The 26,528-nt window shown below is 38.8% G+C and carries 23 protein-coding genes and 1 other annotated feature; of the genes, 18 read left to right on the top strand and 5 right to left on the bottom strand.

The window, feature by feature from the left end; all coding sequences use genetic code 11:
* Nucleotides 1-206 precede the first annotated feature (206 nt).
* From tsaB to tsaD, 3 genes are read left to right on the top strand one after another with little or no spacing between them, the layout of a single operon-like run.
* Nucleotides 207-932: a tRNA (adenosine(37)-N6)-threonylcarbamoyltransferase complex dimerization subunit type 1 TsaB gene (tsaB, locus tag H5R88_RS03315; RefSeq protein WP_182577919.1), complete on the top strand. Its 726-nt coding sequence runs from the start codon at nt 207-209 to the stop codon at nt 930-932.
* Entirely contained in the window at nt 916-1,470 is a 555-nt protein-coding gene (gene rimI, locus H5R88_RS03310; RefSeq protein WP_182577920.1) for a ribosomal protein S18-alanine N-acetyltransferase, read from the top strand. Before tsaB ends, rimI begins: the two co-directional genes overlap by 17 nt.
* 18 nt (nt 1,471-1,488) lie before the next feature.
* A complete protein-coding gene (gene tsaD / locus H5R88_RS03305) occupies nt 1,489-2,520 on the top strand; it encodes a tRNA (adenosine(37)-N6)-threonylcarbamoyltransferase complex transferase subunit TsaD (RefSeq protein ID WP_182577921.1) in 1,032 nt (343 codons plus the stop codon).
* Nucleotides 2,521-2,631: 111 nt separating this feature from the next.
* Here tsaD and proC read toward each other — a convergent pair whose 3' ends face one another.
* Genes proC through proB form a run of 3 tightly spaced genes read right to left on the bottom strand, consistent with a single transcriptional unit; the run spans nt 2,632 to nt 5,467 of the window.
* Nucleotides 2,632-3,405, bottom strand: a complete 774-nt coding sequence (gene proC, locus H5R88_RS03300) for a pyrroline-5-carboxylate reductase (RefSeq protein WP_182600226.1) — start codon at nt 3,403-3,405, stop codon at nt 2,632-2,634.
* 17 nt (nt 3,406-3,422) lie between these two features.
* Entirely contained in the window at nt 3,423-4,667 is a 1,245-nt protein-coding gene (locus tag H5R88_RS03295; protein WP_182600225.1) for a glutamate-5-semialdehyde dehydrogenase, read from the bottom strand.
* An 11-nt stretch (nt 4,668-4,678) separates the two neighbouring features.
* On the bottom strand, nt 4,679-5,467 hold the full coding sequence (gene proB, locus H5R88_RS03290; protein ID WP_182577924.1) for a glutamate 5-kinase: 789 nt from the start codon (nt 5,465-5,467) through the stop codon (nt 4,679-4,681).
* Nucleotides 5,468-5,776: 309 nt separating this feature from the next.
* Nucleotides 5,777-6,019 (top strand) — a binding site (T-box leader).
* A 38-nt stretch (nt 6,020-6,057) separates the two neighbouring features.
* Here proB and H5R88_RS03285 point away from each other — a divergent pair.
* From H5R88_RS03285 to H5R88_RS03275, 3 genes are read left to right on the top strand one after another with little or no spacing between them, the layout of a single operon-like run.
* Nucleotides 6,058-6,843 carry a carbon-nitrogen family hydrolase gene (locus H5R88_RS03285; protein WP_231824835.1) on the top strand — a complete coding sequence of 262 codons (786 nt, stop codon included), beginning with the start codon at nt 6,058-6,060 and terminating at the stop codon, nt 6,841-6,843.
* Nucleotides 6,844-6,859: 16 nt separating this feature from the next.
* The gene (locus H5R88_RS03280) at nt 6,860-8,038 is read left to right on the top strand and encodes a pyridoxal phosphate-dependent aminotransferase (protein WP_182600223.1); all 1,179 of its coding nucleotides are present in this window, start codon (nt 6,860-6,862) and stop codon (nt 8,036-8,038) included.
* A 13-nt stretch (nt 8,039-8,051) separates the two neighbouring features.
* Entirely contained in the window at nt 8,052-9,017 is a 966-nt protein-coding gene (locus tag H5R88_RS03275) for a ketopantoate reductase family protein (protein WP_182600222.1), read from the top strand.
* Nucleotides 9,018-9,047: 30 nt separating this feature from the next.
* Here the strand turns inward: H5R88_RS03275 and H5R88_RS03270 are convergent, their stop codons facing one another.
* Nucleotides 9,048-10,985: an ABC-F family ATP-binding cassette domain-containing protein gene (locus H5R88_RS03270; RefSeq protein WP_182600221.1), complete on the bottom strand. Its 1,938-nt coding sequence runs from the start codon at nt 10,983-10,985 to the stop codon at nt 9,048-9,050.
* A 239-nt stretch (nt 10,986-11,224) separates the two neighbouring features.
* On the opposite strand from H5R88_RS03270, the gene H5R88_RS03265 reads away from it, so the two are divergent.
* From H5R88_RS03265 to H5R88_RS03230, 8 genes are all read left to right on the top strand, one after another.
* The gene (locus H5R88_RS03265; protein WP_182577929.1) at nt 11,225-11,869 is read left to right on the top strand and encodes a redox-sensing transcriptional repressor Rex; all 645 of its coding nucleotides are present in this window, start codon (nt 11,225-11,227) and stop codon (nt 11,867-11,869) included.
* 235 nt (nt 11,870-12,104) lie between these two features.
* Nucleotides 12,105-12,389, top strand: coding sequence for a co-chaperone GroES (gene groES / locus H5R88_RS03260; RefSeq protein WP_003666368.1), 285 nt, complete (start codon nt 12,105-12,107; stop codon nt 12,387-12,389).
* Between the two features lie 89 nt (nt 12,390-12,478).
* A complete protein-coding gene (gene groL / locus H5R88_RS03255) occupies nt 12,479-14,107 on the top strand; it encodes a chaperonin GroEL (RefSeq protein WP_182577930.1) in 1,629 nt (542 codons plus the stop codon).
* Between the two features lie 655 nt (nt 14,108-14,762).
* Nucleotides 14,763-16,373 (top strand): APC family permease, encoded by a 1,611-nt coding sequence (locus H5R88_RS03250; protein ID WP_182600220.1) that lies wholly within the window; start codon nt 14,763-14,765, stop codon nt 16,371-16,373.
* An 84-nt stretch (nt 16,374-16,457) separates the two neighbouring features.
* Nucleotides 16,458-18,296, top strand: coding sequence for a potassium transporter KimA (gene kimA, locus H5R88_RS03245; protein ID WP_182600219.1), 1,839 nt, complete (start codon nt 16,458-16,460; stop codon nt 18,294-18,296).
* 26 nt (nt 18,297-18,322) lie between these two features.
* Nucleotides 18,323-18,583 (top strand): hypothetical protein, encoded by a 261-nt coding sequence (locus tag H5R88_RS03240; protein ID WP_003670480.1) that lies wholly within the window; start codon nt 18,323-18,325, stop codon nt 18,581-18,583.
* Nucleotides 18,584-18,703: 120 nt separating this feature from the next.
* Nucleotides 18,704-19,114: a MarR family winged helix-turn-helix transcriptional regulator gene (locus tag H5R88_RS03235; protein WP_182577933.1), complete on the top strand. Its 411-nt coding sequence runs from the start codon at nt 18,704-18,706 to the stop codon at nt 19,112-19,114.
* Nucleotides 19,114-20,499: an MFS transporter gene (locus H5R88_RS03230; protein ID WP_182600218.1), complete on the top strand. Its 1,386-nt coding sequence runs from the start codon at nt 19,114-19,116 to the stop codon at nt 20,497-20,499. Before H5R88_RS03235 ends, H5R88_RS03230 begins: the two co-directional genes overlap by 1 nt.
* Before the next feature lie 42 nt (nt 20,500-20,541).
* Here H5R88_RS03230 and H5R88_RS03225 read toward each other — a convergent pair whose 3' ends face one another.
* Entirely contained in the window at nt 20,542-21,174 is a 633-nt protein-coding gene (locus H5R88_RS03225) for a YigZ family protein (protein ID WP_182600217.1), read from the bottom strand.
* A gap of 61 nt (nt 21,175-21,235) precedes the next feature.
* Here H5R88_RS03225 and H5R88_RS03220 point away from each other — a divergent pair, with 61 nt between their 5' ends.
* From H5R88_RS03220 to secA, 4 genes are all read left to right on the top strand, one after another.
* Nucleotides 21,236-22,570 (top strand): ATP-dependent helicase ComFA, encoded by a 1,335-nt coding sequence (locus H5R88_RS03220; protein WP_182600216.1) that lies wholly within the window; start codon nt 21,236-21,238, stop codon nt 22,568-22,570.
* Nucleotides 22,548-23,228 (top strand): ComF family protein, encoded by a 681-nt coding sequence (locus H5R88_RS03215; protein ID WP_182600215.1) that lies wholly within the window; start codon nt 22,548-22,550, stop codon nt 23,226-23,228. The genes H5R88_RS03220 and H5R88_RS03215 overlap by 23 nt, the downstream gene beginning before the upstream one ends.
* A 131-nt stretch (nt 23,229-23,359) precedes the next feature.
* Nucleotides 23,360-23,908, top strand: coding sequence for a ribosome hibernation-promoting factor, HPF/YfiA family (hpf, locus tag H5R88_RS03210; RefSeq protein ID WP_182577938.1), 549 nt, complete (start codon nt 23,360-23,362; stop codon nt 23,906-23,908).
* Between the two features lie 210 nt (nt 23,909-24,118).
* On the top strand, nt 24,119-26,482 hold the full coding sequence (secA, locus tag H5R88_RS03205) for a preprotein translocase subunit SecA (RefSeq protein ID WP_182577939.1): 2,364 nt from the start codon (nt 24,119-24,121) through the stop codon (nt 26,480-26,482).
* Nucleotides 26,483-26,528 lie beyond the last annotated feature (46 nt).

Below are 26,528 nucleotides of genomic sequence, written 5' to 3'. Positions count from 1 at the left end.
GCATATTCTTCAACAGCTTTAAGTTTAGTTTTAACGCTAATTTTGGTCATATAAAATACCCCCAGAGTTGATTTCCAACTCTGGGGGTACACGTCACAGTAAAAAACTGGGGCCTGTTTTGTCGTAAATAAACAAAAAAATTAAAAGAGAAGTCAAAGCCGATCCAGTGTGATAAGATGTAAGATGATTGAAAGGATTGATAAAAGATGAAGATTCTAGCCATCGACACATCCAACCACCCAATGAGCATAGCGTTGGTTGATGATGAGCAATTGTTGGCAACAACGACCCTTAATATGGTTCGCAATCATAGTATTTATTTAATGCCGGCAATTAGTAAGTTATTTGAGTTAGTTCAGTGGCAGCCAACAGATATTGATCGAGTAGTGGTTGCACAGGGACCAGGATCTTATACGGGAGTACGGATTGCAGTTACAACAGCTAAAGTATTGGCCGATACTGAAAAAATTGACTTAGTTGGCGTATCAAGTTTAGCAGTGTTAGCACGTAATGTGGTTCCAACATCATCAGCAATTATTGTTCCTTTCTTTGATGCACGACGGGGAAATGTATTTGCTGGAGCTTACCAGTGGGAAAATGGTAAGCTAGTAAATAAAATAGAAGATCAGCATCTAGGGATTGATGTTTTACTAGAACAACTTGCAAAATTAGATCAACAAGTTGTTTTAGTAGGTCATATGACTGATAAGATCCAGGCCAAATATGATCAATTGCCAGCCAATGTGACCCTTTTGCCACGATCTTATAGTATTCCGTCAACGTATCAATTAGCTCTTGCTGGTGAAACGAAGGAACCAGTTAATGAGATTGACCTCTTTGTTCCACACTATTTACGGATTACTGAGGCAGAGGCTAATTGGCAAAAACTTCATCCTGGAGAAAAAAGAAAGAATTATGTTCGAGAAGTTTAAAGAATGGTTTGTCAATACGACCAATCCAACTAAACGGCCGATCCTTGATTTTACACGACGAATAGTAATGATATCTGGTCATCAGTATATGGTCCGGATGGCAAAGGAGCAAGATATTCAAACCTTGGTGGAAATTGAAGAAAGAATCTATGGAAAAGCACCATGGAGTTATGCTGCTTTTCGTATTGAACTACAACGACCGTGTGATCGACTCTATTTAGTTATCGAAGAGGATCAGCAAATTGTTGGTTTTATGGGAACGGCAATTGATTGGTATCATTATGATTTGCATATTACGAATATTGGCATTACACCAAGTTACCAAAATAGAGGGATTGGAACGTATCTTATTTCAACTGCCAAAAACTATGCCCGGCATTTAAAATTACATTCGCTGAGTTTAGAAGTACGAGTGCATAATTTATCAGCTCGTCGCTTATATGAAAGTTTAGGCTTTCGTAACCAGCATATTAAACCACGTTATTACTTAGACAATCACGAAGATGCCGTTGATATGCAAGCAAACTTACTTAGGTAGAGGTGAAAGTATTTTATTATGACAGAACGCACATTAACCTTAGCGTTTGAATCAAGCTGTGATGAAACAAGTGTTGCCGTAATTGAAAATGGAACTAAAATCCTTTCCAATATCGTTGCAACGCAAATCGATAGTCATCAGCGTTTCGGTGGAGTAGTACCAGAAGTAGCTAGTCGCCATCATATTGAACAAATTACCAAGTGTACAAATGAAGCGTTAGAGCAAGCAGAGGTAGACTATAATGACCTAGATGCTGTTGCGGTAACATATGGTCCAGGATTAGTCGGATCATTATTAATTGGAGTAACAGCAGCGAAGACGATCGCATGGGCTCATAATCTTCCGTTAGTTCCGGTTAATCACATGGCTGGTCATATCTATGCCGCACGCTATGTTGGAGAGTTTAAATATCCACAAATGGCATTATTAGTTTCCGGTGGACATACAGAATTAGTCTATATGCCATCAGAACATGAATACCAAATTATTGGTGAAACACGTGATGATGCTGCCGGTGAAGCCTATGATAAGATTGGTCGTGTGTTGGGAGTTAATTACCCAGCAGGAAAAACGATTGATGAATGGGCAGCTAAAGGCAAAGATACTTTTAATTTTCCACGAGCAATGGAAAAAGAAGATAATTATGACTTTAGCTTTAGTGGGTTGAAGAGTGCTTTCATCAATACTGTTCATAACGCAGACCAACGTGGGGAAAAATTGGATAAATATGATCTTGCAGCCAGTTTCCAACAAAGTGTCATTGACGTGCTTGCTGAAAAAACAATGCGGGCGTTAGATGATTACCCAGTAAAGCAACTGATTTTAGCTGGTGGGGTAGCTGCTAATCATGGTCTCCGTGCTCGTTTAGACCGTGATATGAAGGAATTTCATCCTGATGTCCCTATGTTGCAAGCGCCATTGAAATTATGTGGCGACAATGCTGCAATGATTGGGGCCGCTGGTTATGTTAACTACAAACATGGCGATCGAGCAGGCTTAGACTTGAATGCCGTACCAGGATTGATGTTTGATCGAATTCAGAATAAATAATAACCATAACTAAAAAGTCATGGCCTCCAGTGTTCGGAAACACGAACACTGGAGGCCATTGTTATACTGCGCTCTTTGTCTCTTATAAACGTAACTGCAGTTTTTTGCGTTTTATGATTCGCCATTTGCTTTGTCAACGGCATCCATCAAGGCGTAACGGAAACCATTTTTTTCCAATGCTTCCACGCCCTTGATTGTTGTACCCGCTGGTGACGTTACTTGATCGCGTAATAATGCCGGGGCAAGCTTGCTATCATAGGCTAGTGTTCCCGTACCTTTTACCATACTAGCAATAACTTCATATGCGGTTTGGCGATCGAGACCATGCTTGACGGCGGCATCGCTCATTGCGTCCATCATCACATCAACAAATGCAGGGCCACATCCCCCGATAACACCAATTATATCTAGTTGGCGTTCTGGAACTTCAATGACATCACCAAGACTATTTAAAACAGTCATTACTTTTGAAATTGCTTCAGCAGAAATTCCGGTTGGTAAGGCAACGCCAATTGTACCAGCATTAACTTCAACTGGTGTATTGGGAATAATATTTACAATTTCTTTATTAGGAAGAACTTTTGCTAAGTCTGCGTGAGTAATTCCAGCAGCGGCAGAAATAAAAATAGTGTGGTCGTTAAGGACGGCTAATTCTTTCGCGACTGCGGTTGTAATAGGGGCCGGAGTAGTCAAAATTACGATCTCGGGTGTAAGGTTAACTACTTCACTATTTGTATTAACGAGTTTAAATTCGAGCTTCTCAGCGAGGCTAGTAACACGTGGATTAACAGGGTTCATCGCGCTGAGGGTAAAATTCTTCGTATGGCTTAATCCCTTCATAATTGCGGTCCCCATATTTCCAACACCAATAATTGTAACTTTCATTTAAAAAACCTCCTAAATTATTTGCGAATTTGACCATTACCGGTAATTTCGTATTTAATTGTTGTTAATTGTTGTAATCCCATTGGTCCACGGGCATGAAGCTTTTGAGTGCTAATGCCAATTTCAGCACCAAAGCCAAATTCACCTCCATCAGTAAAACGGGTAGAGGCATTGACGTAAACACAGGCAGAATTGATTGCCTGTTGGAAGTAACGTCCCCGGGTAATATTGTTTGTAATGATTGATTCTGAATGATGGGTACTGTAGTGATTAATATGGTTAATTGCATCATCGAGGGAATCAACAATTTTTACGGCCATAATTAGATCATTATATTCTGTCTTCCAGTCTTCATCAGTAACGGGGCGGATAGTTGATACTAGTTGGCAAGCCATTTCGTCACCGCGTAATTGGACTCCATGTGCCATTAAAGCTTTGGCAATGACAGGAAGAAATTCAGCGGCAACATCGCGGTGGATAAGTAGTTTTTCAGCGGCATTGCATACAGAAGGTCGTTGCACTTTTGCGTTCACAGTAATATTGGTTGCCATTGTTAAATCGGCATCCTTATCAATATAAATGTGGCAATTACCAGCACCGGTTTCGATAACTGGGACTGTGGCTGTTGTTATAACCCGCTGAATAAGGGCTCGGCCCCCTCGTGGAATCAAGACATCAATGTAGTCAGTGAGATTCATCATTTCATCAGCAACTGCATGACTAGTGTCGGTAATAAGTTGAACCGCATCGATTGGTAAATGTTGTTTTTGTAATGATTCGCGAAGAATTTTTACTAAGGAAGTATTAGTCTGGATAGCTTCCTTTCCGCCCCGTAGAATAACTGCATTGCCACTCTTAAATGTGAGGCCGGTCGCGTCTACAGTTACGTTTGGTCGTGCTTCAAAGATAATGCCAATTACCCCTAATGGTACGCGCCGTTGAAGAATTTGCAATCCATCTTTGGTAATCCACCCCTTATCGATTTGGGAAGTGGGATCGGCCAAGTCAGCGATTATCCGGAGACCGTTAGCCATGTCCTCAATGCGTTGGGAATTGACCATTAACCGATCCGTAAATTTAGTTGGCATTTGGGTAGCAGCTGCCAAATCGTGTTGGTTGGCAGTGATAATTTGTTTTTTATTTTTAATTAGGTCATTTGCCAATTGAAGCAATGCCTTGTTTTTGGTGGCAGTATTCATTAAAGCTAGTTTGTTCGCAGCAATTTGAGCTCTTTTTCCAATTGCGATTAAGTCTTGGTTCATTATCGTCACTCCTATTTTCCAAAATGAGTACCAATAGTATGACCATCAAAAATATCAAAAAGAATTTTAGGATCACGACCATTGCATAAAATCATTTGTTTGCCTGCTTGCATCATTGTGGCAGCCGCCCGTAATTTAGTTACCATTCCGCCGGTGCCAAACCTGGTACTGCTACCGCTTGCGGCGTTCTCTATTTCTGGCGTTAGGACTGGTACTTCTTTAATTATTTGTGCATCAGGAAATTTATGAGGGTCTTTGTCATAAAGGGCATCGATATCCGAAAGAATGATTAGTTCATCTGCGTCAATGGCAATCGCGACTTGAGAAGAGAGTTCATCATTGTCACTGAAAGTAGTGTAATGGTCAAGCTCATCAACTGACACTGGGTCGTTTTCATTAACGATCGGAATTACATTTTGCTGAAGTAAAGTATTAATTGTATTAAGCGTATGTTGCCGACTAACAGGGTAAGTGAGCACATCACGGGTAAGGAGAAGTTGGGCAACGTGCGTTTGATAATCTAAAAATCGTTGCGAATAGATTCGCATTAAAGCAGCCTGGCCGATAGATGCTAAGGCTTGCTGTTGTTCGATTTTGGCAGGGCGATCTGTTAATCCTAAACTTGCAAGACCAACGCCAATTGCTCCCGAGGAAACAAGAATAAGTTGGTGTCCTTGATTATTTAATGTCGCAAGGACAAATGAGAGTTGGTCGATTGTTCGTAAATTAATTTTTCCATTAGGGAGAACAAGGCTACTCGTCCCAATCTTAACGACCACTTTTTGTATTTTATGAGTCATAGAGAATCCTTTCAAAAAACAAAAAGCGCCCTTAACCGAGACACCAATTATGGCGGTACCATTCTCGTTTAAAGACGCACTTTACACTTTTAAATTATTTTATTATTAGAATATATTAAAGTTGTAGCAGGGCTTCGGTACTGGCGATAGCTTGCAGTCGATGACTATCGTTCCTGGACTGACCTACTTTTATCTACAATTAAAATTTTAATTGAAATACTAAGCTTTTGTCAAGACTAATTATTTTTGGAGTTTAATTAAAAATAGATTGACAAAAGATTAGAAATAAATTAGAATACGGACAACAATTAAATATTAGTCGTTTAAGAAGAGTAAAAGTAATTTAGCATTAAGAGAGTTTTCGGGTGGTGGAAGAAAATTACAAGTTGCTTTGAAGATGGTCTTAAAAAATACAACAAGCGTGAGGGAAAACTAAGCGCTTGTCGGCTGGTATCCGTTATCAAGTATCGAAGTTTATTATGAACTTCCTGAGGCTATTCATGTGAGTGGATAGTAAATTAAGGTGGCACCACGAAAATACTCGTCCTTACTTAAGTTAAGGACGGGTATTTTTTATGGAGGTGAAAGTGATGAGACGAAAAATTGCATTAGCGCAACTTAATATTCAATTAGGAAATCCTGCTGAAAATTATCAAAAAGCTAAACAAGCAATTGAAGAAGCTGCTAATCATCATGCAGATATCGTTGTCTTGCCAGAGATGTGGAATACGGGCTATGCCTTAGACCAATTATCAGAAGTGGCAGATGAAAATGGTCAAAAAACGCAACAATTCCTTAGTGAGTTAGCGCTAAAAAATCAAATTAACATTGTTGGCGGTTCAGTAGCGGTGAGACGTGGACATTCTTTTTTTAATACCACTTATGTTTATGATCAAAAGGGAAATCTAATTAGCAGTTACGATAAGGTGCATTTATTTGGATTGATGAATGAAGACCAATATCTAGAAGCTGGGCAAAAAGAAAATTATTTTAAATTAGCTGGAGTTCCGAGTGCAAGCTTTATTTGTTATGATTTACGTTTTCCTGAATGGATTAGAACAGTTGCTCGTTATGGAACTGACATCTTATATTTTTCAGCAGAATGGCCAAGCAAACGGATTAAACAATGGCAAATAATGCTTCAATCACGGGCAATTGAAAATCAAGCCTTTGTAGTTGCGGCCAATCGTGTTGGGACAGATTTAGAGAATAGTTTTAATGGCCATTCATTAGTAATTGATCCGCTTGGCCGTATTATCCATGATGCAGGAGAAGTTGAACAAGTAAGTTATGCAGTAATTGACCTAGCACAGTTAGCACAGGTTCGGGGACCGATTCCGGTGTTTAAGGATCGTCGACCAAGTCTTTATCATTAAGAAGGAGATGGAAAAGATGAATTTTGAACAATCTAAATTATTAGGCACTTTACCGAAACAATTTTTTGCCAATTTAGTTGCCAAGGTTAATAAAAAAATAAGTGAAGGGGTCGATGTTATTAATCTTGGCCAAGGAAATCCTGATAAGCCAACGCCAGATTATATTGTTAAGAGCACGCAAAAATGGGTGACGGATCCGCAAACTCATAAGTATTCACTATTTCGGGGATTGCCAGCATTTAAAGAAGCGGCGGCAAAATTTTATTTTGAAAAATATGGAGCTGATTTTGATCCAGAAAAAGAAGTTGCAATTTTAGGCGGTTCCAAGATTGGGCTTGTAGAATTGCCATGGGCATTGATGAATCCTGGCGACACTTTCCTGCTTCCTGATCCAGGCTATCCAGATTACTTATCCGGAGCGGCATTAGGAGAAGTTAATTTTGAAACAGTGCCATTATTAGCAAAAAATAATTTCTTACCAGATTTAGAGGCAATTCCTGAAGAGGTGGCTCAACGTGCTAAATTCTTCTACCTTAACTATCCTAATAATCCCACTGGTGCTGTAGCTACTTCCGAGTTTTATCGAAAATTAGTTGCCTGGGCCCAAAAGTACCATGTGGGTATTATTAGTGACTTTGCCTATGGCGCAATTGGCTTTGACGGTCAAGCTCCAGTTAGTTTTATGGAAACACCAGGTGCTAAAGATGTGGGGATTGAATTTTATACCTTTTCTAAGACATTTAACATGGCAGGCTGGCGAATCGCATTTGCGGTTGGTAATGCGGATATTATTGAAGCACTAAACTTAATTCAAGACCACTTATTCGTTAGCCTTTTTCCTGCCTTACAGGAAACGGCTATTGATGCTTTAACGCTGCCACAACGAGATGAGGCAATTGCCGAAATTGTTGGCCGTTATGAAGAAAGACGGAATGCCTTTATTAATGCGGCCGAAAAAATTGGCTGGCACGCATTCACTCCCCAGGGTACTTTCTATGCTTGGATGCCGGTTCCAAAGGGTTATACCAGTGAAAGTTTTGCAGATTTGTTATTGGACAAAGCTGGTGTGGCAGTAGCACCAGGCAATGGCTTTGGTAAACACGGTGAAGGTTATGTGCGAATTGGCCTTTTGATTGAACCAGTGCGATTAACGGAAGCCGTTGAGCGGATTGCTAAATTGAATTTATTTAATTAGGGAGGAAAAGATTATGGCTTTGAAATATACGGTTTTAGGTGCAGGGGCAATGGGGCTACGATTTGGCGTATTGCTTCAAGGACTGGCAGGTGCGAAGGTTGATTTTGTTGATAACTGGGCTCCTCAAGTTGAAACTATTAAACAGCAGGGTGGGGTTTATGTTTCTCGGGACCATGAGAATCGTCACCTTGTACCAATTAATATTTACTCTCCAGAAGAATATGATGGTGATCCAGATGTATTTATCGTTTTTGCCAAGCAGATGACGCTCAGTGATTTATTACAACGCAGTGCTCATTTCTTCCGTCCTGACCATCAATATGTTTTTTCGGGGATGAATGGCATGGGACATATTGAAAAAATTAACTACTATTTTCCTAAAGAACATGTCGTTGCCGGTACCTGTTTAATCGGCACAGTCCTTAATAAGGCGGGAGATGTGGACTTTATTGGTAAACCTGGTGCTGGTTCGATCAACTTAGCGCCTCAAGTCGGTGAACCAGATGAGCGAGTAAAACAAATTGTTGAGGACTTTACCACGGCGAATATTAATCCCCATCTTAATGATAATTTTTATGGTACCCTCCTAACAAAAGTAGTTTTCAATTCTGTCATTAATACAATCTGCACGCTTTTTGAGATTCAAATGGGACAATTTATCGATTATGATGGTGCAGAAAAGCTTGGTAAACAGCTAATTAATGAAGCATTTGATGTTGCAGAACGGGCTGGTATCCAGCTCTTAAGTACCCGTGAAGAGGAGTGGCAAACGATTAAATATGTTAGTGAAGTCACCAACCCGCTTCATTATCCATCGATGTACCAAGATATGAGTAAGAATCGGCCAACGGAAGTCGATTACATTAATGGGTACATTTATGACCTGGGTAAGAAGTATAACTATGAGGCATCAACTCACGACTTCTTGCGTAATTTAGTTCACCTTGCAGAAAATACTCGCAAATTTCGGCAAAACTAAAAGAAGAAGCGGATCTTTCCGCTTCTTCTTTTAGTTTTCTTGATCAAATTCTTCCAGTTTTTCTGCTGCTTCTGTCCATGCAAGTTCAACTTCTTCAGATTTAGCTGATAACTCATCAAGTTCTTTTTGGAGATCGGTTAATTTTCCAATATCCGTAGCAATCTCTGGTTGGCTCATTTGTTCTTGAATTGCAGTTTGCTTTTCTTCTAATTCCGCCATCTGTTGTTCTAGTTCATCGACTTGTCGCTGAATTTTTCGGCGAGCGCGCTGTTGTTCTTTACTTTGCTGATAAGACTGCTTACCAGCTGGTGCTTTAGCGATCGTGTTGGAATTATGCGAAGTAGCTTTAGGTGAACTTTCTTTTTCCTTAGCAACTAGATAGTCATCATAATTGCCTTCATAATGTTTAATTCCATCATGTTCCATTGCTAGGATATCGGTAGCAACCTGATTAATAAAGTAACGGTCGTGAGAAATAAAGAGAACAGTTCCGCTAAATTCGTTAATTGCGTTTTCAAGCACTTCTCGACTATCGATATCTAAGTGGTTAGTGGGTTCATCAAGGATAAGAAAATTAATCGGTTTAAATGAGAGTTTAGTTAACTCTAGTCGTGCTTTTTCACCACCAGATAGGTCATGAACGACTTTATAAACATCATCACCAACGAATAAGAAACTACCTAATAATGAACGAATATCTTTTTCAGGCACTTCTGGATGGTCATCCCACACTTCTTCCAGAACCGTTTTGTTTGGGTGCAATTGCTGTTGTTCCTGATCATAGTAACCGAGATCGAGGTTAGCACCGAGTTTAATCGATCCGCTAATTAACGGAATTTTATGGAGGATAGATTTTAGTAAAGTTGACTTTCCGATTCCATTTGGCCCGATAATCCCAACACGCTGTGGCTTACGGACATTAAATGAAAGTGGCCCGGCAAGAATCTGTTCATCGTAACCAACTTTTGCCTGCTCCACATCAAGAACTTCATTTCCGCTATCTTTTTCAGAATGAAATTGAAAATGAATTGATTTATCATCAGTTTCTGGACGATCAAGCCGCTCCATTTTTTCTAATTGCTTTCGTCGCGCCTGAGCACGTTTAGTTGTTGAGGCGCGAACAATATTTCGATTAACAAAGTCTTCTAATTTGGCAATCTTTTTTTGTTGCTGGTCATAATGTTTCCACTCTGCTTGTAACCGTTCTTGCTTGTGTTTAACAAATTGTGTGTAGTTACCAGTGTAGTGGGTGAGCGTTTTATTATCGAGATCATAAACATCACTGACGACACGATCTAAAAAGTAACGGTCATGAGAGACGATAAGTAATGCACCTTGATAACTTTTAAGGTACTCTTCCAACCATGAAAGTACATTCATGTCGAGGTGGTTAGTCGGTTCATCTAGAATCAAAAGCCCAGGTGCTTGCAGAAGAATCTTCGCTAAGGCGAGTTTAGTTTTTTGGCCTCCTGAAAGGGAATTGATTGGTGTATCATAGCTATCTTCACCAAAACCAAATCCATGTAGAATTCCCCGCATGCGTGATTCATATTCAAAGCCACCCTGTTTCTTAAAGGCAGTTTGTAAATTATCATATGTCGAAAGAATTTGTTGATAATTACTATCGGAGTTGTCGAGGTCAGCTAATTGCTGTTCAAGATCATGAATTTGTGTTTCTATTTTATGGAGAGGGGCAAAAACAGTATCTAGTTCAGTCCAAATGCTATTTTGACTATCGAGTCCTTGATCCTGGGCCAGGTAACCAATTGTCAAGTCCTTAACCTTCGTAATTGTTCCTTCATCTGGTTCGGTGATTCCAGCGATCATTTTTAACAAGGTCGTCTTACCAGCACCATTGCGCCCAACAAGCGCAGTGCGACCATGCTCCTGAATTTGCATGTTCATATTGTGAAATAAGACGTCCGCGCCAAATCGACGCACAACGTCATTTGTCTGTAAAAGTAACATATTGAAACCTCATTTAATTCGTTGATTTAATATGGTTTTATTTTAGCAGATTTTTAATTTTAAATAAAAAGTTGAAATTATTTTTGTATTTTAGTTCACAAAAAAAGGTTTAATTGCTAGAATATACACATACTTAAATTTCACAAAGTAAAATTAGTAACATTATCCTTATCAAAAACATAGTTATTAGTTGGCAAACTAGGTTGAGAAGGGCTTGTTTTAGGAGGAGCAAAAGTAAAATGGTTAATAAAAAGATTCCACGCGCGACTGCAAAACGGTTGCCAATATATTTCCGTTATTTAAATGTATTGAAAGACGCAAATAAGCAACGGGTATCGTCAACAGAACTTTCCGAGGCTGTACAAGTTGATTCGGCAACGATCCGTCGTGACTTTTCATATTTTGGTGAATTAGGTAAGCGGGGATACGGTTATGACGTTGAAAGTCTGTTAAAGTTTTTTAAAGGAATCTTGCACCAAGACTCATTAGTTAGTGTTGCCTTGGTTGGGGTTGGTAGTTTAGGGAGTGCTTTGTTAAATTTTAATTTCCACCAAGATACCAATTTACGGATTAGTGCGGCATTTGATACGAAGCCAGAATATGCCAATACAGTCAAAAGTGGTATTCCAATTTACCCGTCCGAGGATATGGTAAAGCAATTAAAGGAACAACAAATTGATGTTGTTATTTTAACTGTTCCTGGAATCAAGGCACAACATGTGGCAGACCAATTAGTTGAAGCGGGTGTAAAGGGAATTCTTAACTTTACTCCTGTCCGTTTGTCTGTACCTAAAAATGTTCAAGTTCAAAACATTGACTTAACAAATGAACTGCAAACATTAATTTACTTTATTAAAAATTATACTGAAGATTCAATTGAATAGATTAGGAGAGCGTTGGTTTGATGAAAGTATTCGACCAATGCTTTTTTGTTTACTAAATTATTAATAGAGACCACTTATTATATGTATGATCTCTTAAGTTTTAAAAAATGGTCAAAAAAAGTCAAAGTGTTTTTGTTGCATTTTAAAGAGAACATGTTATATTTAAACATGTAGTTAGCACTTGGAGAGTTTGAGTGCTAAAAATAAAATTTATTAACAAGATGGAGGGATTAACGTGTTAAAACCATTAGGAGATCGCGTTGTTCTAAAAGCTGAAACTGAAGAAGAAAAGACAGTTGGTGGAATTGTCCTTGCTTCTAATGTAAAGGAAAAGCCAACTACTGGAAAGGTTATTGCCGTTGGAGAAGGTCGTACTTTAGAAAACGGACAAAAGCTTGCTCCAGCTGTTAAGGAAGGTGATCGCGTATTATTTGATAAGTATGCGGGCAACGAAGTAGAATATAACGGTGAAAAGTTCTTAGTTGTTCATGCTAAAGACTTAGTAGCGATCGTTGAATAGTTAAATAAATTAATAGCAGGAGACACAGAAAGAATATAATTCCTTCACGTTCTCTTTTAAATAACAAATTTAATTTTGAGGTGACATAAATGGCAAAAGAAATTAAGTTTTCTGAAGATGCACGGAGCGCTATGCTCAGTGGTGTTGATAAATTAGCTGATACTGTTAAGACAACGATGGGTCCAAAGGGACGGAATGTTGTTTTGGAACAAAGCTATGGCACACCAACTATTACTAATGATGGTGTAACTATTGCTAAGAGCATTGAACTTGAAAACCAATTTGAAAATATGGGTGCAAAGTTAGTAGCCGAAGTTGCTTCAAAGACTAACGATATTGCTGGTGATGGTACTACCACTGCTACTGTTTTAACTCAAGCAATTGTTAATGCTGGTATGAAGAACGTTACCTCTGGTGCAAATCCTGTTGGTATCCGTCGGGGTATTGATAAGGCTACTGAAGTTGCTGTTGAAGCTTTGAAGAAGATGTCACACGATGTAAAGACAAAAGATGATATTGAACAAATTGCTTCTATTTCAGCTGCTAATCCAGAAGTTGGTAAGTTAATTGCTGATGCAATGGAAAAGGTTGGACATGATGGTGTAATTACTATCGAAGATTCTCGTGGTGTTGACACTAGTGTTGACGTTGTTGAAGGAATGAGCTTTGACCGTGGTTACATGTCTCAATACATGGTAACTGATAATGACAAGATGGAAGCTGACCTTGACAATCCATATATTTTAATTACTGACAAGAAGATTAGTAATATCCAAGACATTTTGCCATTACTTCAATCAGTTGTTCAAGAAGGCCGTGCTCTATTGATCATTGCCGATGATATTACTGGTGAAGCATTACCAACTCTTGTATTAAACAAGATTCGTGGTACCTTTAATGTTGTTGCTGTTAAGGCTCCAGGTTTCGGTGATCGTCGTAAGGCTCAACTTCAAGATATTGCTGTTTTGACTGGCGGTACCGTTATTTCTGACGATCTTGGGATGAGTCTTAAAGACGCTACTGTTGATCAATTAGGTCAAGCTAATAAGGTTACAGTTACAAAGGATACTACTACTATCGTTGATGGTGCTGGTTCAAAGGAAGCTATCCAAGAACGTGTTGACCAAATTAAGCAAGAAATTGCTAAGTCAACTTCAGACTTCGATAAGGAAAAGCTTCAAGAACGTCTTGCAAAGCTTTCAGGTGGGGTTGCCGTTGTTAAGGTTGGTGCCGCAACTGAAACTGAATTGAAGGAAAAGAAGTACCGGATTGAAGATGCTTTGAACGCTACTCGGGCTGCCGTTCAAGAAGGATTTGTTCCGGGTGGTGGTACTGCTTTGATTAACGTAATTCCTGCTCTCGACAAGATTGATGCCGATGGTGATGAATTAACTGGTATCAACATTGTTAAGGCTGCCCTTGAAGCACCAGTTCGTCAAATTGCTGAGAACGCTGGTGTTGAAGGCTCTGTTATTGTTAATGAATTGAAGAACGAAAAAGAAGGCATTGGATACAATGCTGCAGATGGCAAATTTGAAGATATGATCAAGGCAGGTATCGTTGACCCAACAATGGTTACCCGGTCTGCTCTTCAAAACGCTGCTTCTGTATCAGCATTACTTCTTACTACTGAAGCAGTTGTTGCTGATAAGCCAGATCCAAATGCTAATAACCAAGCTCCTGCTGCTCCACAAGGCGGTATGGGCGGTATGATGTAATATATCATCTGACTAAAATCTAATTTTGTGGGCAAAAAAGATCCTAACGTTTGTTTTTCAAATGTTGGGATCTTTTTTTGAAAAAACCGATGATAAAGAACGCGAGCGGTGTTTATGAATATTTAGATGATAAAAATAAACTATCAGATTATTACCCATCTCCTCGTTTATGCAGCAGAATAAATAGATAAATATGTTCACAAGTCTCAAGTTACTCACATGAAAAATCTCTTTCTAAAAATAAAGTTGGCTATTAGTAGCTATGATCTTCGGAAGTAAGTGTCTTGATATAAAAAATTGAAGGAGAGATTATCGACTAGTCAATTTTCATTTGTTTACCTAAAAGAATTAGTTATGGAATTAGGAATAGGCAGCGAGGCTATTTTTTGTTTACCTTACTATAATGATAGGAAGCACTAAGTTGTTTTTATTTTTATTATTGATGCTGATATTTTTGAAATGAAGAGTAGGGTATCATCCAAACGATAATACGGTCACTATGATTTTACGAATAGAAGGTTTACTTCAAATAATAAAGTAGAATGGTAGTCCGGTTAAAGTTGTTAAACTATAAAGTTAATCTAAAAATCTTAAATTGTGGTAAAGTAAATTAGTATTAATTTTTAACCAAACTATAACTGAAAGGAACTAAGAAATGGAAAAAATGAAGTTCCAGAAGATAACGCTATTTTCTGGTATAATGCTTGCTTTAAATTCCTTGATTGGTTCAGGATGGCTGTTTGGTGCCGGAACTGCCGCAAAAGTTGCGGGCCCAGCAGCTATTTTGTCATGGCTCTTAGGAGCAGTAATCATTATTAGCATTGCCCTTACTTATGTTGAATTGGGAGCAATGTTTCCCGAAAGCGGGGGAATGAGTCGATATGCTCAGTATAGCCATGGTCCATTGTTAGGCTTTATTGCGGCATGGGCTAATTGGATTTCATTAATTACTTTAGTCCCAATGGAAGCAGTTGCCTCAGTTCAATATATGAGTTCGTGGCCGTGGACATGGGCTAATTGGACCCACCATTTTATGAAAAACGGTAATATTACGACTCCTGGATTATTAGTTGTATTTGGCTTCATGCTTATTTTTACCTTAATTAATTTCTGGTCGGTAAAATTGATGACCCGCTTTACCAACTTAATATCAATTTTTAAAATTTTATTACCAACATTAACAATTGGGATGCTTATTGCTACGGGCTTTCATTCGAGTAATTTTGGTCATAGCGTAAATACATTTATGCCATATGGTAGTCGATCGATCTTTGAAGCAGCGGCTATTTCAGGAATTATTATGTCTTATGATGCCTTTCAAACGGTAATCAACATGGGGGGAGAAATGATTAACCCTCATAAAAATATCGTGCGAGGCGTGTTAATTTCAATGATTATTACTGCTGTGATCTATATCATGTTACAGGTTGCATTTATTGGCGCAATCGATCCTAACCTATTAGCGCAAAAAGGTTGGCATGGGATTAACTATACGTCTCCATTTGCAGATATTGCGATTCTTCTGGGAATGAACTGGCTTGCAATTTTACTATATATGGATGCTTTTGTTTCACCGTTTGGGACGGGAGTTGCTTTTGTGGCTACCGCTTCACGAGCATTAGCAGCAATGACTCATACCGGGCATTTGCCCCAATGGTTGGGACGGCTAGAACGTCGCTATATGATTCCACGGCTCGCAATGGTTGTGGATTTAATTTTAGCAGTGGTAATGGTTAGCCTCTTTAGAAATTGGAGTTTGTTAGCAACGGTCATCACTGGTTCAACCTTGATTGCTTATCTTACTGGACCGGTTACTGTAATGTCACTTCGTAAAATGAATGTTAATTTAAGGCGACCGTTCCATCCACGTTTTATGTCCTGGTTGGCGCCATTTGCGTTTATTTTGACGAGTCTTTCAATTTATTGGACAATGTGGCCGACAACAGTTCAGGTAATTGGGGTTATTTTATTAGGTTTACCAATCTATCTTTATTATGAAATTAAGTATCATCACGCATCAGGGCTACGTGATTTACGCAATAGTTATTGGATGCTGACTTATCTTGTTTTTATTTCAATAATTTCTTATATTGGGAGTGAAGGATTTGGCGGTAAGGATTGGTTGAAGTACCCCTGGGATTTTATTGTTATTATCATCTGTTCGCTAGGATTTTACCGGTGGGCTGTGGCTAGTCGAATGAAAGAAATCGATCCCGCAGCAGAAAAGGTTAATGCCAAGGTAAAGATGCCAGAAAAAGATCAATAGATATATTTGTAGGTTGCAAAATTAAAGAATAAATTGTAGTATTGTCACCTACTTAAAAAGTGTAAAAATCAAAGGAGAAATAGTATGTGGCGCTATTTGAAACGTGTTTTAATCGGGAAACCGTTAAAAACCCTTGATGAAGGGCAAACACACTTAACTAAATTTAAAGCATTAGCCATGCTTTCTTCTGACGCAATATCGTCAGTAGCATATGGACCAGAGCAAATTACAACTGTTCTGGTAACTTTATCCGCAGCAGCAATCTGGTATTCAATCCCGATTGCGGCCGTTGTGTTGGTCCTTTTGTTAGCTATCACGTTATCATACCAACAAATCATTCATGCCTATCCTAGTGGTGGTGGTGCTTACGTTGTTGCCACACGGAACTGGGGAAGTAATGGAGGATTATTTGCTGGAGGATCATTACTCGTTGACTATATGTTAACAGTGGCTGTTTCAACGACATCTGGAGTCGAAGCAATTACTTCGGCAGTCCCCGCTCTATATAAATTTTCAATTCCAATCGGGATCATTATTGTTCTTTTAATCATGTTTATGAATTTACGGGGAATGAGTGAAAGTGCAAACTTCCTCACAATTCCGGTGTATTTCTTTGTTGTTATGATGATTGTGATGGTAGTGTGGGGTGGCTATAATATTGCCACTGGTCATATTCATTACCGGGCAATTGTCGATTATGGAACACCGGTATCAGGAATGTCATTTGTTTTACTTATTCGCGCATTCTCAGCTGGTTCGTCATCCTTAACTGGGGTGGAAGCCGTAAGTAATGCTGTTCCTAACTTTAATAAGCCTAAGGAAAAGAATGCCTCGACTACCTTGGCAATTATGAGTGCAATTTTAGCTTTCTTCTTTATAGCCGTTATCTTCTTTAGCTTTTATCTGGGGGTAGTTCCTAATTCACGGACAACAATTCTCTCCCAAATGGCCGCGCAAATCTTTGGCGGACATGGGCTAGGTTTTTACCTATTGCAACTTTCAACTGCAATGATTTTAGCAGTCGCTGCTAATACTGGTTTCTCAGCCTTTCCAATTCTTGCTTTTAATATGGCAAAGGATAAATATATGCCTCACGCATTCATGGATCGTGGTGATCGGTTAGGCTACTCCAATGGAATTATTTTGTTGGCAATTGGCGCAATTATTTTAATCTTGATCTTCCATGGTCAGACGAATATGTTAATTCCGCTTTATGCAGTGGGGGTATTTGTTCCGTTTACTTTATCGCAATCTGGAATGATCATTCACTGGTTTAGAGAACGGGAAGGTTTCTGGTTAGGGAAAGCCTTTATTAACCTAGTAGGGGCCTTGATTTCATTTATCCTTGTTATTTGTTTGTTCTGGCAACACTTTGCAAATGTTTGGCCATATTTAATTATTATGCCGTTGCTTTTGTGGATGTTCCATTCGATTCACCGGCACTATGTAAAAGTAGCTGCTCAATTACGAGTTGCTGAAAAGACGAAGGTTCAATTACATGATTACGATGGTGCAACGGTGATCGTTTTAGTTGGTAATGTAACGCGGGTAACTCGTGGTGCAATCAATTATGCACGGTCAATTGGTGATTATGTCATCGCTATGCATGTTTCATTTGATGAAAATCCAGGAAAAGAGCATAAAACAGCAAATGAATTTAAAGCTGAATATCCAGATGTTCGTTTCGTTGATATTCACTCTTCGTACCGTTCGATCGCTAAACCAACATTACGTTTCGTTGATGTAATTGCCAAGCGGGCGGAAGCAAGAAATTATTCGACCACTGTTCTTGTTCCTCAATTTATTCCTAAACATCCATGGCAATTGGCCTTGCATAATCAGACTAGTGTTCGTTTGCGGGCGTTATTGAATTCCCGCGAGAACATTATTGTTGCTAGTTATAATTACCACCTTCAAGAATAGTTTATTAGAGAGAAAGTATTGATTTAATGAATAAAAAGCAACTACTATGGGGACTTTTGTTTGCAGTTGGCCTTTTTATGGCAGCAAGTTATACGATTGATAATCGTGGCTTTCATTCTGGAATATACGGTATCATTGGCTGTGCTTTGATCCTAATTGCGTATGCAGGAATGAATTGGGAAAAACTGCAATCAAAAGATCAGCATACGAGAAAAATTTTAGTGCTTTTAAGCAGTATTTTAGGGATTATCATTGTCCTTGATATTGCTGAAATGATTTTAGGATAATTAAATAAAGCTTATTGAAGAGATTAGGTGACATAAGCCTAGTCTCTTTTTTTAATTGACTAATAAGCTAAATCATATTATCCTTTTTTGTTAGCCAACTAACAAAAGGAGAGATAAAAATTGCTAATAGGTCGTCTAGTAAAACAAGCTAACAATGCAATGAATCAAGAAATGAATGCATTTGCGCAGCAGTATGGATTGACAGGGACGCAAATGTCGATTATTGATTTTTTAACACATTTCCCGGGAAATAGTTGTGATCAACACCAGATTGAAAATGAATTTGGAATAAAGAGATCAACCACTACTGTATTGCTTCAACGAATGGCAAAGAAAAATTTGATTGAACGTTATCCGTCACCAGAAGATCGCCGTCAAAAAATCGTTACGCTTACTGCAGAAGGACAAAAATTATCCTCAGATGTAAGTGCGTATATTACACAATACGAAGAGAAATTAAAAGCAGATTTTAGTGAACAGGACATTTCGAAAATAAAACGATTCTTATCAATGATGATAGGGGAGAAATAATGAGTACGAATACTGAAAAAATTCCAGTAAAAGTTGTTGCAGCAATTATGGCAACTGGATTGATGTCATTTTGTGGCGTGATAGTTGAAACTTCAATGAATGTAACTTTTCCGATCCTAATGCGTGAATTTTCAATTACTACTAATCAGGTTCAGTGGATGACTTCCATTTATTTACTTTTAGTCGCAATTATTGTTCCCCTATCGGCAATTTTGAAAAGCTCCTACCGAACAAAGACGCTTTTTACGGTTGCAAACTTGCTTTTTATTGGTGGGATAATGATCGATGCGCTGGCGCCGTCGTTTGGGTTGCTTTTAGTTGGGCGGGCAATTCAGGGGATTGGAACTGGGATTGCATTACCATTGATGTTTAATATTATTATGGAGCAAGTTCCAACAAGCAAAATTGGTTTTATGATGGGAATTGGTAATCTTATTACTGGAGTTGCTCCAGCGATCGGTCCTACTTTCGGTGGAATCGTTGCCAGCAAGCTTAATTGGCGGTGGGTATTTTATTCATTAATTCCGCTGTTAATTATTTCATTTGTGCTTGGTGAATGGGGTATTAACCAAAAATCACCGATTAAAAAACACCAGATTGATATCTTTAGTATGTTAATGATTGTCTTCATGTTCTGTGGCTTTGTAACAGGGTTTAGTAACCTGGGAAATCAAGCCTTCATGACCTTTTCAGTTGGTGGCGCATTGTTAATTGGGATCTTAGGAATGGGCCTTTTTGCTTGGCGTTCGTTAATCCTAGAAGAACCAATTTTACAATTGCGATTGTTTAGAAATAAAAACTTTTCTGGGCATGTTCTTGGTTTCTTTTTAACCCAACTTATTTCTTTAGGATTTGCGTTCCTTTTGCCAAACTATATTCAATTGGTAAATGGTAATAGTGCAATGACAGCTGGCTTGATTGTCCTCCCAGCTGGTTTTGTTGGTGCGATATTTGCACCATTAGGAGGACAAATTTTAGATAAGTTTGGCGCTCGTAAGCCTATTTTGATTGGTACTTCGTTGTGTTTACTTGCGCTTATTGCTTTTACGATTTCTGGACGACATTTAACAAATATATTTATTGCGCTAGTTTATATTCTCTATATGGGTGGAATGGGGATGTGCATGGGCTGCGTAATGACAGGTGCACTAACTGTTGTTGGTAAAGAAAAGCAATCACAAGGAAATGCAATTCTTAATACCCTTCAGCAATTTGCAGGGGCAATTGGTACTTCATTGGTAGCGATGATTGTTGCGGCCAATCAGAGTCATCTTCACGCGACTAGAAGCATTTCTACTGCAGTTGGGACCCAAGAAGCATTTGGAATGTTAACGATTTTTTGTATTATAATTTGGATAAGTTACTATCGGAGTGTGAAAAAATAAAATACTAAAAAATTCAGGCTAGAAAAATCTAACCTGAATTTTTTAGTATGGAATTTCATTAAAACGCTGATCGCCTTCAGCTATTTGAAGCTGGTCGTTAAAACGATTAATGAGCTTCTCTTTGACATCTTCTAAGTCCATTTCATTTACATAGATACTTGTTTCAACGTTAACGCCATATGTTTCATTGGCAACTTCGAGATTGTTTTCCTTGAGATAGTAAAGAAGGGGATCATGAAGAGCATACGTAACAGTGATTTTAAGTATTGCCTGCTTAATTCGTTGGACGAGTCCCGCTTGGTGGATGGCTTCGGTAGTTGTGTTGCTATATGCTCGGATGAGACCGCCCGCACCTAGCTTAATTCCGCCGAAATAACGGGTGACCACTGCTACGACATTATGGATCTTTGCTAGTTTAAGTGATTCAAGAATCGGAATTCCCGCAGTTCCGCTTGGCTCACCATTATCGCTTTCTCGTTGGATTTGGTCGTTGTCACCAATCATATATGCAAAACAATTATGAGTGGCTTTTTTGTTGGCCGCTTGAATACTGGCAACAAACTGTTGGGCTTCTTCTTCTGAGGAGACACGAGCAATAGAACAAATAAATCGTGACTTTTTAATTATTTGCTCATAAGTGGTGTTTTTAGCAATTGTTAAATATGGTTCTGTCATTTTTAAACTTCCTTCGTGCGATTTTAATTAATTTACGTATATATAAAGTAGGAGGTAAATAATGGATTTAGACAATTATTATGGGCGACGAGTCTTAGTTCCGCGTCATAAGGTGATACAATCAGGGATCCAAAAATTGCCAACGATTAAGATTGGCACTACTAATATTAGGTGCTATCGCTGCAATCATGTTACAGAAAAATCGATGGGCGCCTTGCCACAAGGAGAGTTTTATTGTCCACATTGTATTAATCTTGGGCGCGTCTCAACGTTAAATAAATTTTATCATGTTCCAGAGCCAAATCAATTTACGGTTACCGAACCGGTGTTGACATGGAAAGGAAAATTATCGTCTCTTCAGCAACAAGCTTCAGAAAAAATTGCCCAGGGTATGGCTGACCATGTTCAGCAATTGTTATGGGCTGTAACGGGTGCCGGAAAGACTGAGATGATGTTTGAAGGAATCACGGCAGCAATTAAGCGTGGTGAAAGAATTGGAATAGCTTCTCCGCGAGTAGACGTCTGTTTAGAATTATTTCCCCGTTTAAAAGCTGCTTTTGCTAATTGTGATATTGCTCTTTTACATGGTCGACAAGAATTACCTTATCATTATGCCCAATTGACTATTTGTACAACTCATCAATTACTTCGTTTCTATCATGCTTTTGATAATTTAATTATTGATGAAGTAGATGCCTTTCCGTACGCTGCTAATGCTTCGTTATTATATGCAACAAAGCAAGCAATAAAAAAGAATGGAGGATGTCTATATTTAACCGCGACTCCAGGAGATACTTTGCTCCGAGAAATCAAAAATAAACGATTGATTGTTAATTATTTACCTCTTCGTTATCATGGGCATTTACTGCCAGAAATAAAAGTTAGACTAGCTTTTGGATGGCGGCGACGATTAGAACGCCAGCAATTACCCCTGCAAGTTATTCAACAGTTGCAGAAAACGCTAAAAGAAGGCCACCGCTTTTTGTTATTTGTTCCTCATATTGCTGATTTAGCATTAGTCAAAGCTGCATTACAGCATTTTTTTACAACTTTCCACTTTGCTACTGTTCATGCAAGTGATCCGCAGCGGTTAGAAAAGGTACAAAAAATGCGTGATAGTGATTATGACTTTTTAGTCACGACTTCTATTCTTGAACGGGGAGTTACTTTTCCAGAAATTGATGTCTATGTTTTAGGGGCCGATGATCCAGTTTTTTCTTCATCAGCGTTAGTACAAATTGCCGGTCGTGCTGGCCGCGCGCGAAGTCGACCAACTGGACGAGTTATTTTCTGGATTAACTGTAACTGTCGACAAGTTAGTCAGGCTGTTTCCCAGGTAAAATATTTGAACCAAAAAGGAAAGAGGTTGATCGATGGACTGTCTCCTTTGCAATAAGAAAATGTCTTTTCAACTAACTTTGAAAGATATTTTTAGCTTTCGAGAAATTATTATGCCAGTAATCTGCGCTAAATGTAAGGAAGGCTTCGTGTATTGGGATAATAGGGGGTGTGCCGGATGTGGTAAAGAAAATACTATTAAAAATAGCCTTTTATGTTCAGATTGTCAGACTTGGCGAAAATTTTATGGCTGGAACTTGCATCAGCGGGGCTTATATCGGTATAACGAGGCGATGAAAGAGTACATGCAACGTTATAAATTTAACGGGGATTATCGTTTACGAATGGTATTTCAGTACGAATTTAGTAAAGTGGTTAATGAACAAGAAGCAGACTTAATTGTCCCAATTCCAGTAACGCTTGGAACGATGCAAACACGAGGTTTTAATCAAGTTATTGGCTTATTATGGGAAGTACCTTATCAACCGCTCTTACGAACTAAGACTAGTTCAAAAGTAGCGCAATCGAGTAAGACAAAGGAAGAGCGACTTACAACTAAGCAACCATTTATACTTATATCTCCAGAAAAAGTAATTAATAAAAGGGTCCTTTTAGTTGATGATGTTTATACTACAGGTAGGACGCTATATCATGCAGCCGTGCTATTTAAACAAGCTGGCTGTAAAGAGATTGGTAGCGTTTCCTTAGCACGTTAAATTCTTCTTAAGATATGTTAATAACGTTTGTTAATTAACCCAAACTAATCTATAATAAAAACAGGATATGAGAAGAGTGGTCCTTCTGATATCAGATCAAGCAATTGCTTGGCTGAAAGGAGAGATGTACAATGTTAAAGTTCAATATTCGTGGTGAAAATGTCGAAGTTACTGAATCAATTCGTGATTATGTTGTAAAGCGAATCAGTAAGCTTCAAAAGTTCTTTGAAGATAGTGTTGAAGCTACCGCCCACGTGAACTTAAAAGTTTATCCAGACCGGACGTACAAGGTTGAAGTAACAATTCCACTTCCATACCTAACGTTGCGGGCAGAAGAGACTTCTAATGACATGTATGCAAGTATTGATTTAGTTACAGATAAGCTTGAACGGCAAATCCGGAAGTACAAGACGAAGGTTAACCGTAAATCACGGGAAAAGGGCTTAAAGAACCTTGAATTCATCCCATCTGACAATGATGGTGTAGAGGAAAAAGATGATGAATTAAAGATTGTACGGACAAAGCAAGTTTCATTAAAGCCAATGGACCCTGAAGAAGCGGTCCTTCAAATGGACATGCTTGGACACAATTTCTTTATCTTCCAAGATGCTGAAACTAATGGTACAAGCATTGTTTATCGCCGTAATGATGGTCGTTATGGCTTGATTGAAGCTGAATAGTCGATGCCAATATGGAGAGCGCGGATGAGAGATCATTGGCGCTTTTTATTTCATATAACTTATGACCACCTTGTAATATCCATATTAATAATTTTTATTTATACCATGAACGTGGTAAAATATTATGGTTAGAGTAAAAAATATAATTGGCTTGAGTAGTACTTTTTTATTGATTTTGGACTTAAGCCAGAAAGTAGGAAGGACGCTTTTATGGCCAATATTCTAAAAAAATGGATAGAAAGCGATCGTCGTGAATTACGGCGAATTAACAAAATAGCAAATAAAGTAGAGAGTTATGCTAAACAGATGTCTGAATTGACTGATGAACAACTTCAGGCAAAAACTGATGAATTTCGGGAACGTTATAAAAAAGGGGAATCCTTGGACCATATGTTACCAGAAGCATTCGCGGTTTCTCGTGAAGGTGCTAAGCGGGTCCTAGGGCTATATCCTTTCCATGTTCAAATCATGGGTGGAATTGTGCTTCACGAAGGTAATATTGCAGAAATGCGGACTGGTGAAGGTAAGACATTAACTGCAACCATGCCTGTGTACCTTAACGCGATCTCTGGGAAAGGGGTTCACGTTATTACAGTTAATGAATACTTGTCAAAACGTGATGCTACCGAAATGGGGCAGCTTTATAATTGGCTTGGCTGTTCTGTTGGTGTTAACAACTCAGAAATGAGCCCTGATCAAAAACGAGAAGCATATAAAGCCGACATTATGTATTCTACTAATAGTGAAATTGGATTTGACTACCTTCGTGATAACATGGCGGTGTACAAAGAAGACCAAGTTCAACGTGGGTTAAACTATGCTTTGGTCGATGAGGTGGATTCCATCTTAATTGATGAAGCACGGACACCATTAATCATTTCAGGACCGGGAACTGGAACTTCGAAGTTATATAAACAGACTGACCGGTTTGTTAAGCAACTGAAGAAAGATGTTGATTACAAGATTGACCTTGAATCAAAGACAGTTTCATTAACTGATGAAGGAATTAAAAAAGCTGAAAAATACTTTAACTTAAGGAATCTATATGATCCGGAAAATACAGCGTTAACGCACCATTTAGATCAGGCTTTGCGTGCGAACTATATCATGCTTTTAGATAAGGATTACGTGGTCCAAGATGGGGAAGTATTAATTGTGGATTCCTTTACCGGACGGGTAATGGAAGGTCGGCGGTTCTCAGATGGCCTTCACCAAGCTATTGAAGCTAAAGAAGGTGTCGAGATTCAAGAAGAAAACAAGACAATGGCTAACATTACATACCAGAACCTATTCCGAATGTATAATAAACTTGCGGGAATGACTGGTACGGCTAAAACTGAACAAGAAGAGTTTCGTGAAATTTATAACATGGAGACGATCACTATTCCGACTAACCGCCCTGTTCAGCGAAAAGATGAGCCGGACTTACTTTACCCAACATTACAAAGTAAGTTTGCGGCTGTTGTAGATCGGATTAAGAAACTTCATGCCAAAGGACAACCAATTTTAGTGGGGACTGTTGCCGTTGAAACTTCTGAATATTTGTCGCAACTTCTTGATAAAGAAAATATCCCACATGTTGTTTTAAACGCGAAGAATCACGCAAAGGAAGCGGAAATTGTTAAAAATGCTGGTCAAAAAGGTGCAGTAACGATTGCTACCAACATGGCTGGACGGGGAACCGATATTAAGTTAGGCCCTGGAGTGCGTGAAATTGGTGGGCTTGCAGTTATTGGGACTGAGCGACATGAATCTCGGCGGATTGATAATCAGCTTCGTGGACGTTCTGGACGGCAAGGAGATCCTGGTTTATCACAATTTTACTTATCCCTTGAAGATGATTTGATGAAGCGATTTGGTGGTGACCGGATCAAGGCCTTCTTAGACCGGATGAAAGTTAATGACGAAGATGCTGTGATTAGAAGTCGTTTCTTAACACACCAAGTTGAATCAGCCCAAAAGCGGGTCGAAGGTAACAACTATGACTCCCGGAAGAATGTTCTTCAATATGATGATGTAATGCGTGAACAGCGTGAAATCATCTATAAAGAACGGCAGCAAATTATCACTGAGGATAAGTCGTTGAAGTGGGTTCTTATGCCAATGTTTAGGCGAACAATTCAGCGTGAGGTTGATCAACATACTCTTGGGGACAAAAAAGATTGGGATTTACAAGGAATTGTTGACTTTGCAGAGGAAGTCTTAATCAAACCTGATACCATTACGGTTAAGGATCTGGAAGGTAAATCACCTCAAGAAATGGTAGATTACTTGATGACATTTGCCCAGGAAGTTTATAAAGAAAAGCAAAAGCAGCTTTATGATCCAGCACAGATGCTTGAATTTGAAAAGGTTGTTATTTTGCGGGTGGTTGACTCACACTGGACTGATCACATTGACATCATGGACCAATTCCGGCAGTCCGTTGGATTGCGTGGATATGGGCAGTTGAATCCATTAGTTGAATATCAAACAGCTGGTTATCATATGTTTGAACAAATGATTGCTGATATTGAGTATGAAACTACTCGACTCTTCATGAAGTCAGAAATTCGGCAAAACGTAACACGTTAATTAATTGTTAATTACTACTAGGTACGGCAGTAAGGTAACCCATGGC

The sequence above is a fragment of the Limosilactobacillus agrestis genome (assembly GCF_014145585.1).
Taxonomy (GTDB): Bacteria; Bacillota; Bacilli; order Lactobacillales; family Lactobacillaceae; genus Limosilactobacillus; species Limosilactobacillus agrestis.
This window is presented reverse-complemented; position numbering and strand designations above follow the sequence as displayed.

Bases quoted from the DNA above. Each gene is read 5' to 3' on its own strand.
- proB (WP_182577924.1), bottom strand. From the start codon at position 5,467: ATGACTCATAAAATACAAAAAGTGGTCGTTAAGATTGGGACGAGTAGC.
- tsaD (WP_182577921.1), top strand. From the start codon at position 1,489: ATGACAGAACGCACATTAACCTTAGCGTTTGAATCAAGCTGTGATGAA.
- H5R88_RS03270 (WP_182600221.1), bottom strand. From the start codon at position 10,985: ATGTTACTTTTACAGACAAATGACGTTGTGCGTCGATTTGGCGCGGAC.
- hpf (WP_182577938.1), top strand. From the start codon at position 23,360: ATGTTAAAGTTCAATATTCGTGGTGAAAATGTCGAAGTTACTGAATCA.
- secA (WP_182577939.1), top strand. From the start codon at position 24,119: ATGGCCAATATTCTAAAAAAATGGATAGAAAGCGATCGTCGTGAATTA.
- groL (WP_182577930.1), top strand. From the start codon at position 12,479: ATGGCAAAAGAAATTAAGTTTTCTGAAGATGCACGGAGCGCTATGCTC.
- H5R88_RS03285 (WP_231824835.1), top strand. From the start codon at position 6,058: ATGAGACGAAAAATTGCATTAGCGCAACTTAATATTCAATTAGGAAAT.
- rimI (WP_182577920.1), top strand. From the start codon at position 916: ATGTTCGAGAAGTTTAAAGAATGGTTTGTCAATACGACCAATCCAACT.
- H5R88_RS03275 (WP_182600222.1), top strand. From the start codon at position 8,052: ATGGCTTTGAAATATACGGTTTTAGGTGCAGGGGCAATGGGGCTACGA.
- proC (WP_182600226.1), bottom strand. From the start codon at position 3,405: ATGAAAGTTACAATTATTGGTGTTGGAAATATGGGGACCGCAATTATG.
- H5R88_RS03295 (WP_182600225.1), bottom strand. From the start codon at position 4,667: ATGAACCAAGACTTAATCGCAATTGGAAAAAGAGCTCAAATTGCTGCG.
- H5R88_RS03220 (WP_182600216.1), top strand. From the start codon at position 21,236: ATGGATTTAGACAATTATTATGGGCGACGAGTCTTAGTTCCGCGTCAT.
- H5R88_RS03240 (WP_003670480.1), top strand. From the start codon at position 18,323: ATGAATAAAAAGCAACTACTATGGGGACTTTTGTTTGCAGTTGGCCTT.
- H5R88_RS03250 (WP_182600220.1), top strand. From the start codon at position 14,763: ATGGAAAAAATGAAGTTCCAGAAGATAACGCTATTTTCTGGTATAATG.
- kimA (WP_182600219.1), top strand. From the start codon at position 16,458: ATGTGGCGCTATTTGAAACGTGTTTTAATCGGGAAACCGTTAAAAACC.
- tsaB (WP_182577919.1), top strand. From the start codon at position 207: ATGAAGATTCTAGCCATCGACACATCCAACCACCCAATGAGCATAGCG.
- H5R88_RS03265 (WP_182577929.1), top strand. From the start codon at position 11,225: ATGGTTAATAAAAAGATTCCACGCGCGACTGCAAAACGGTTGCCAATA.
- H5R88_RS03215 (WP_182600215.1), top strand. From the start codon at position 22,548: ATGGACTGTCTCCTTTGCAATAAGAAAATGTCTTTTCAACTAACTTTG.
- H5R88_RS03230 (WP_182600218.1), top strand. From the start codon at position 19,114: ATGAGTACGAATACTGAAAAAATTCCAGTAAAAGTTGTTGCAGCAATT.
- H5R88_RS03225 (WP_182600217.1), bottom strand. From the start codon at position 21,174: ATGACAGAACCATATTTAACAATTGCTAAAAACACCACTTATGAGCAA.
- H5R88_RS03280 (WP_182600223.1), top strand. From the start codon at position 6,860: ATGAATTTTGAACAATCTAAATTATTAGGCACTTTACCGAAACAATTT.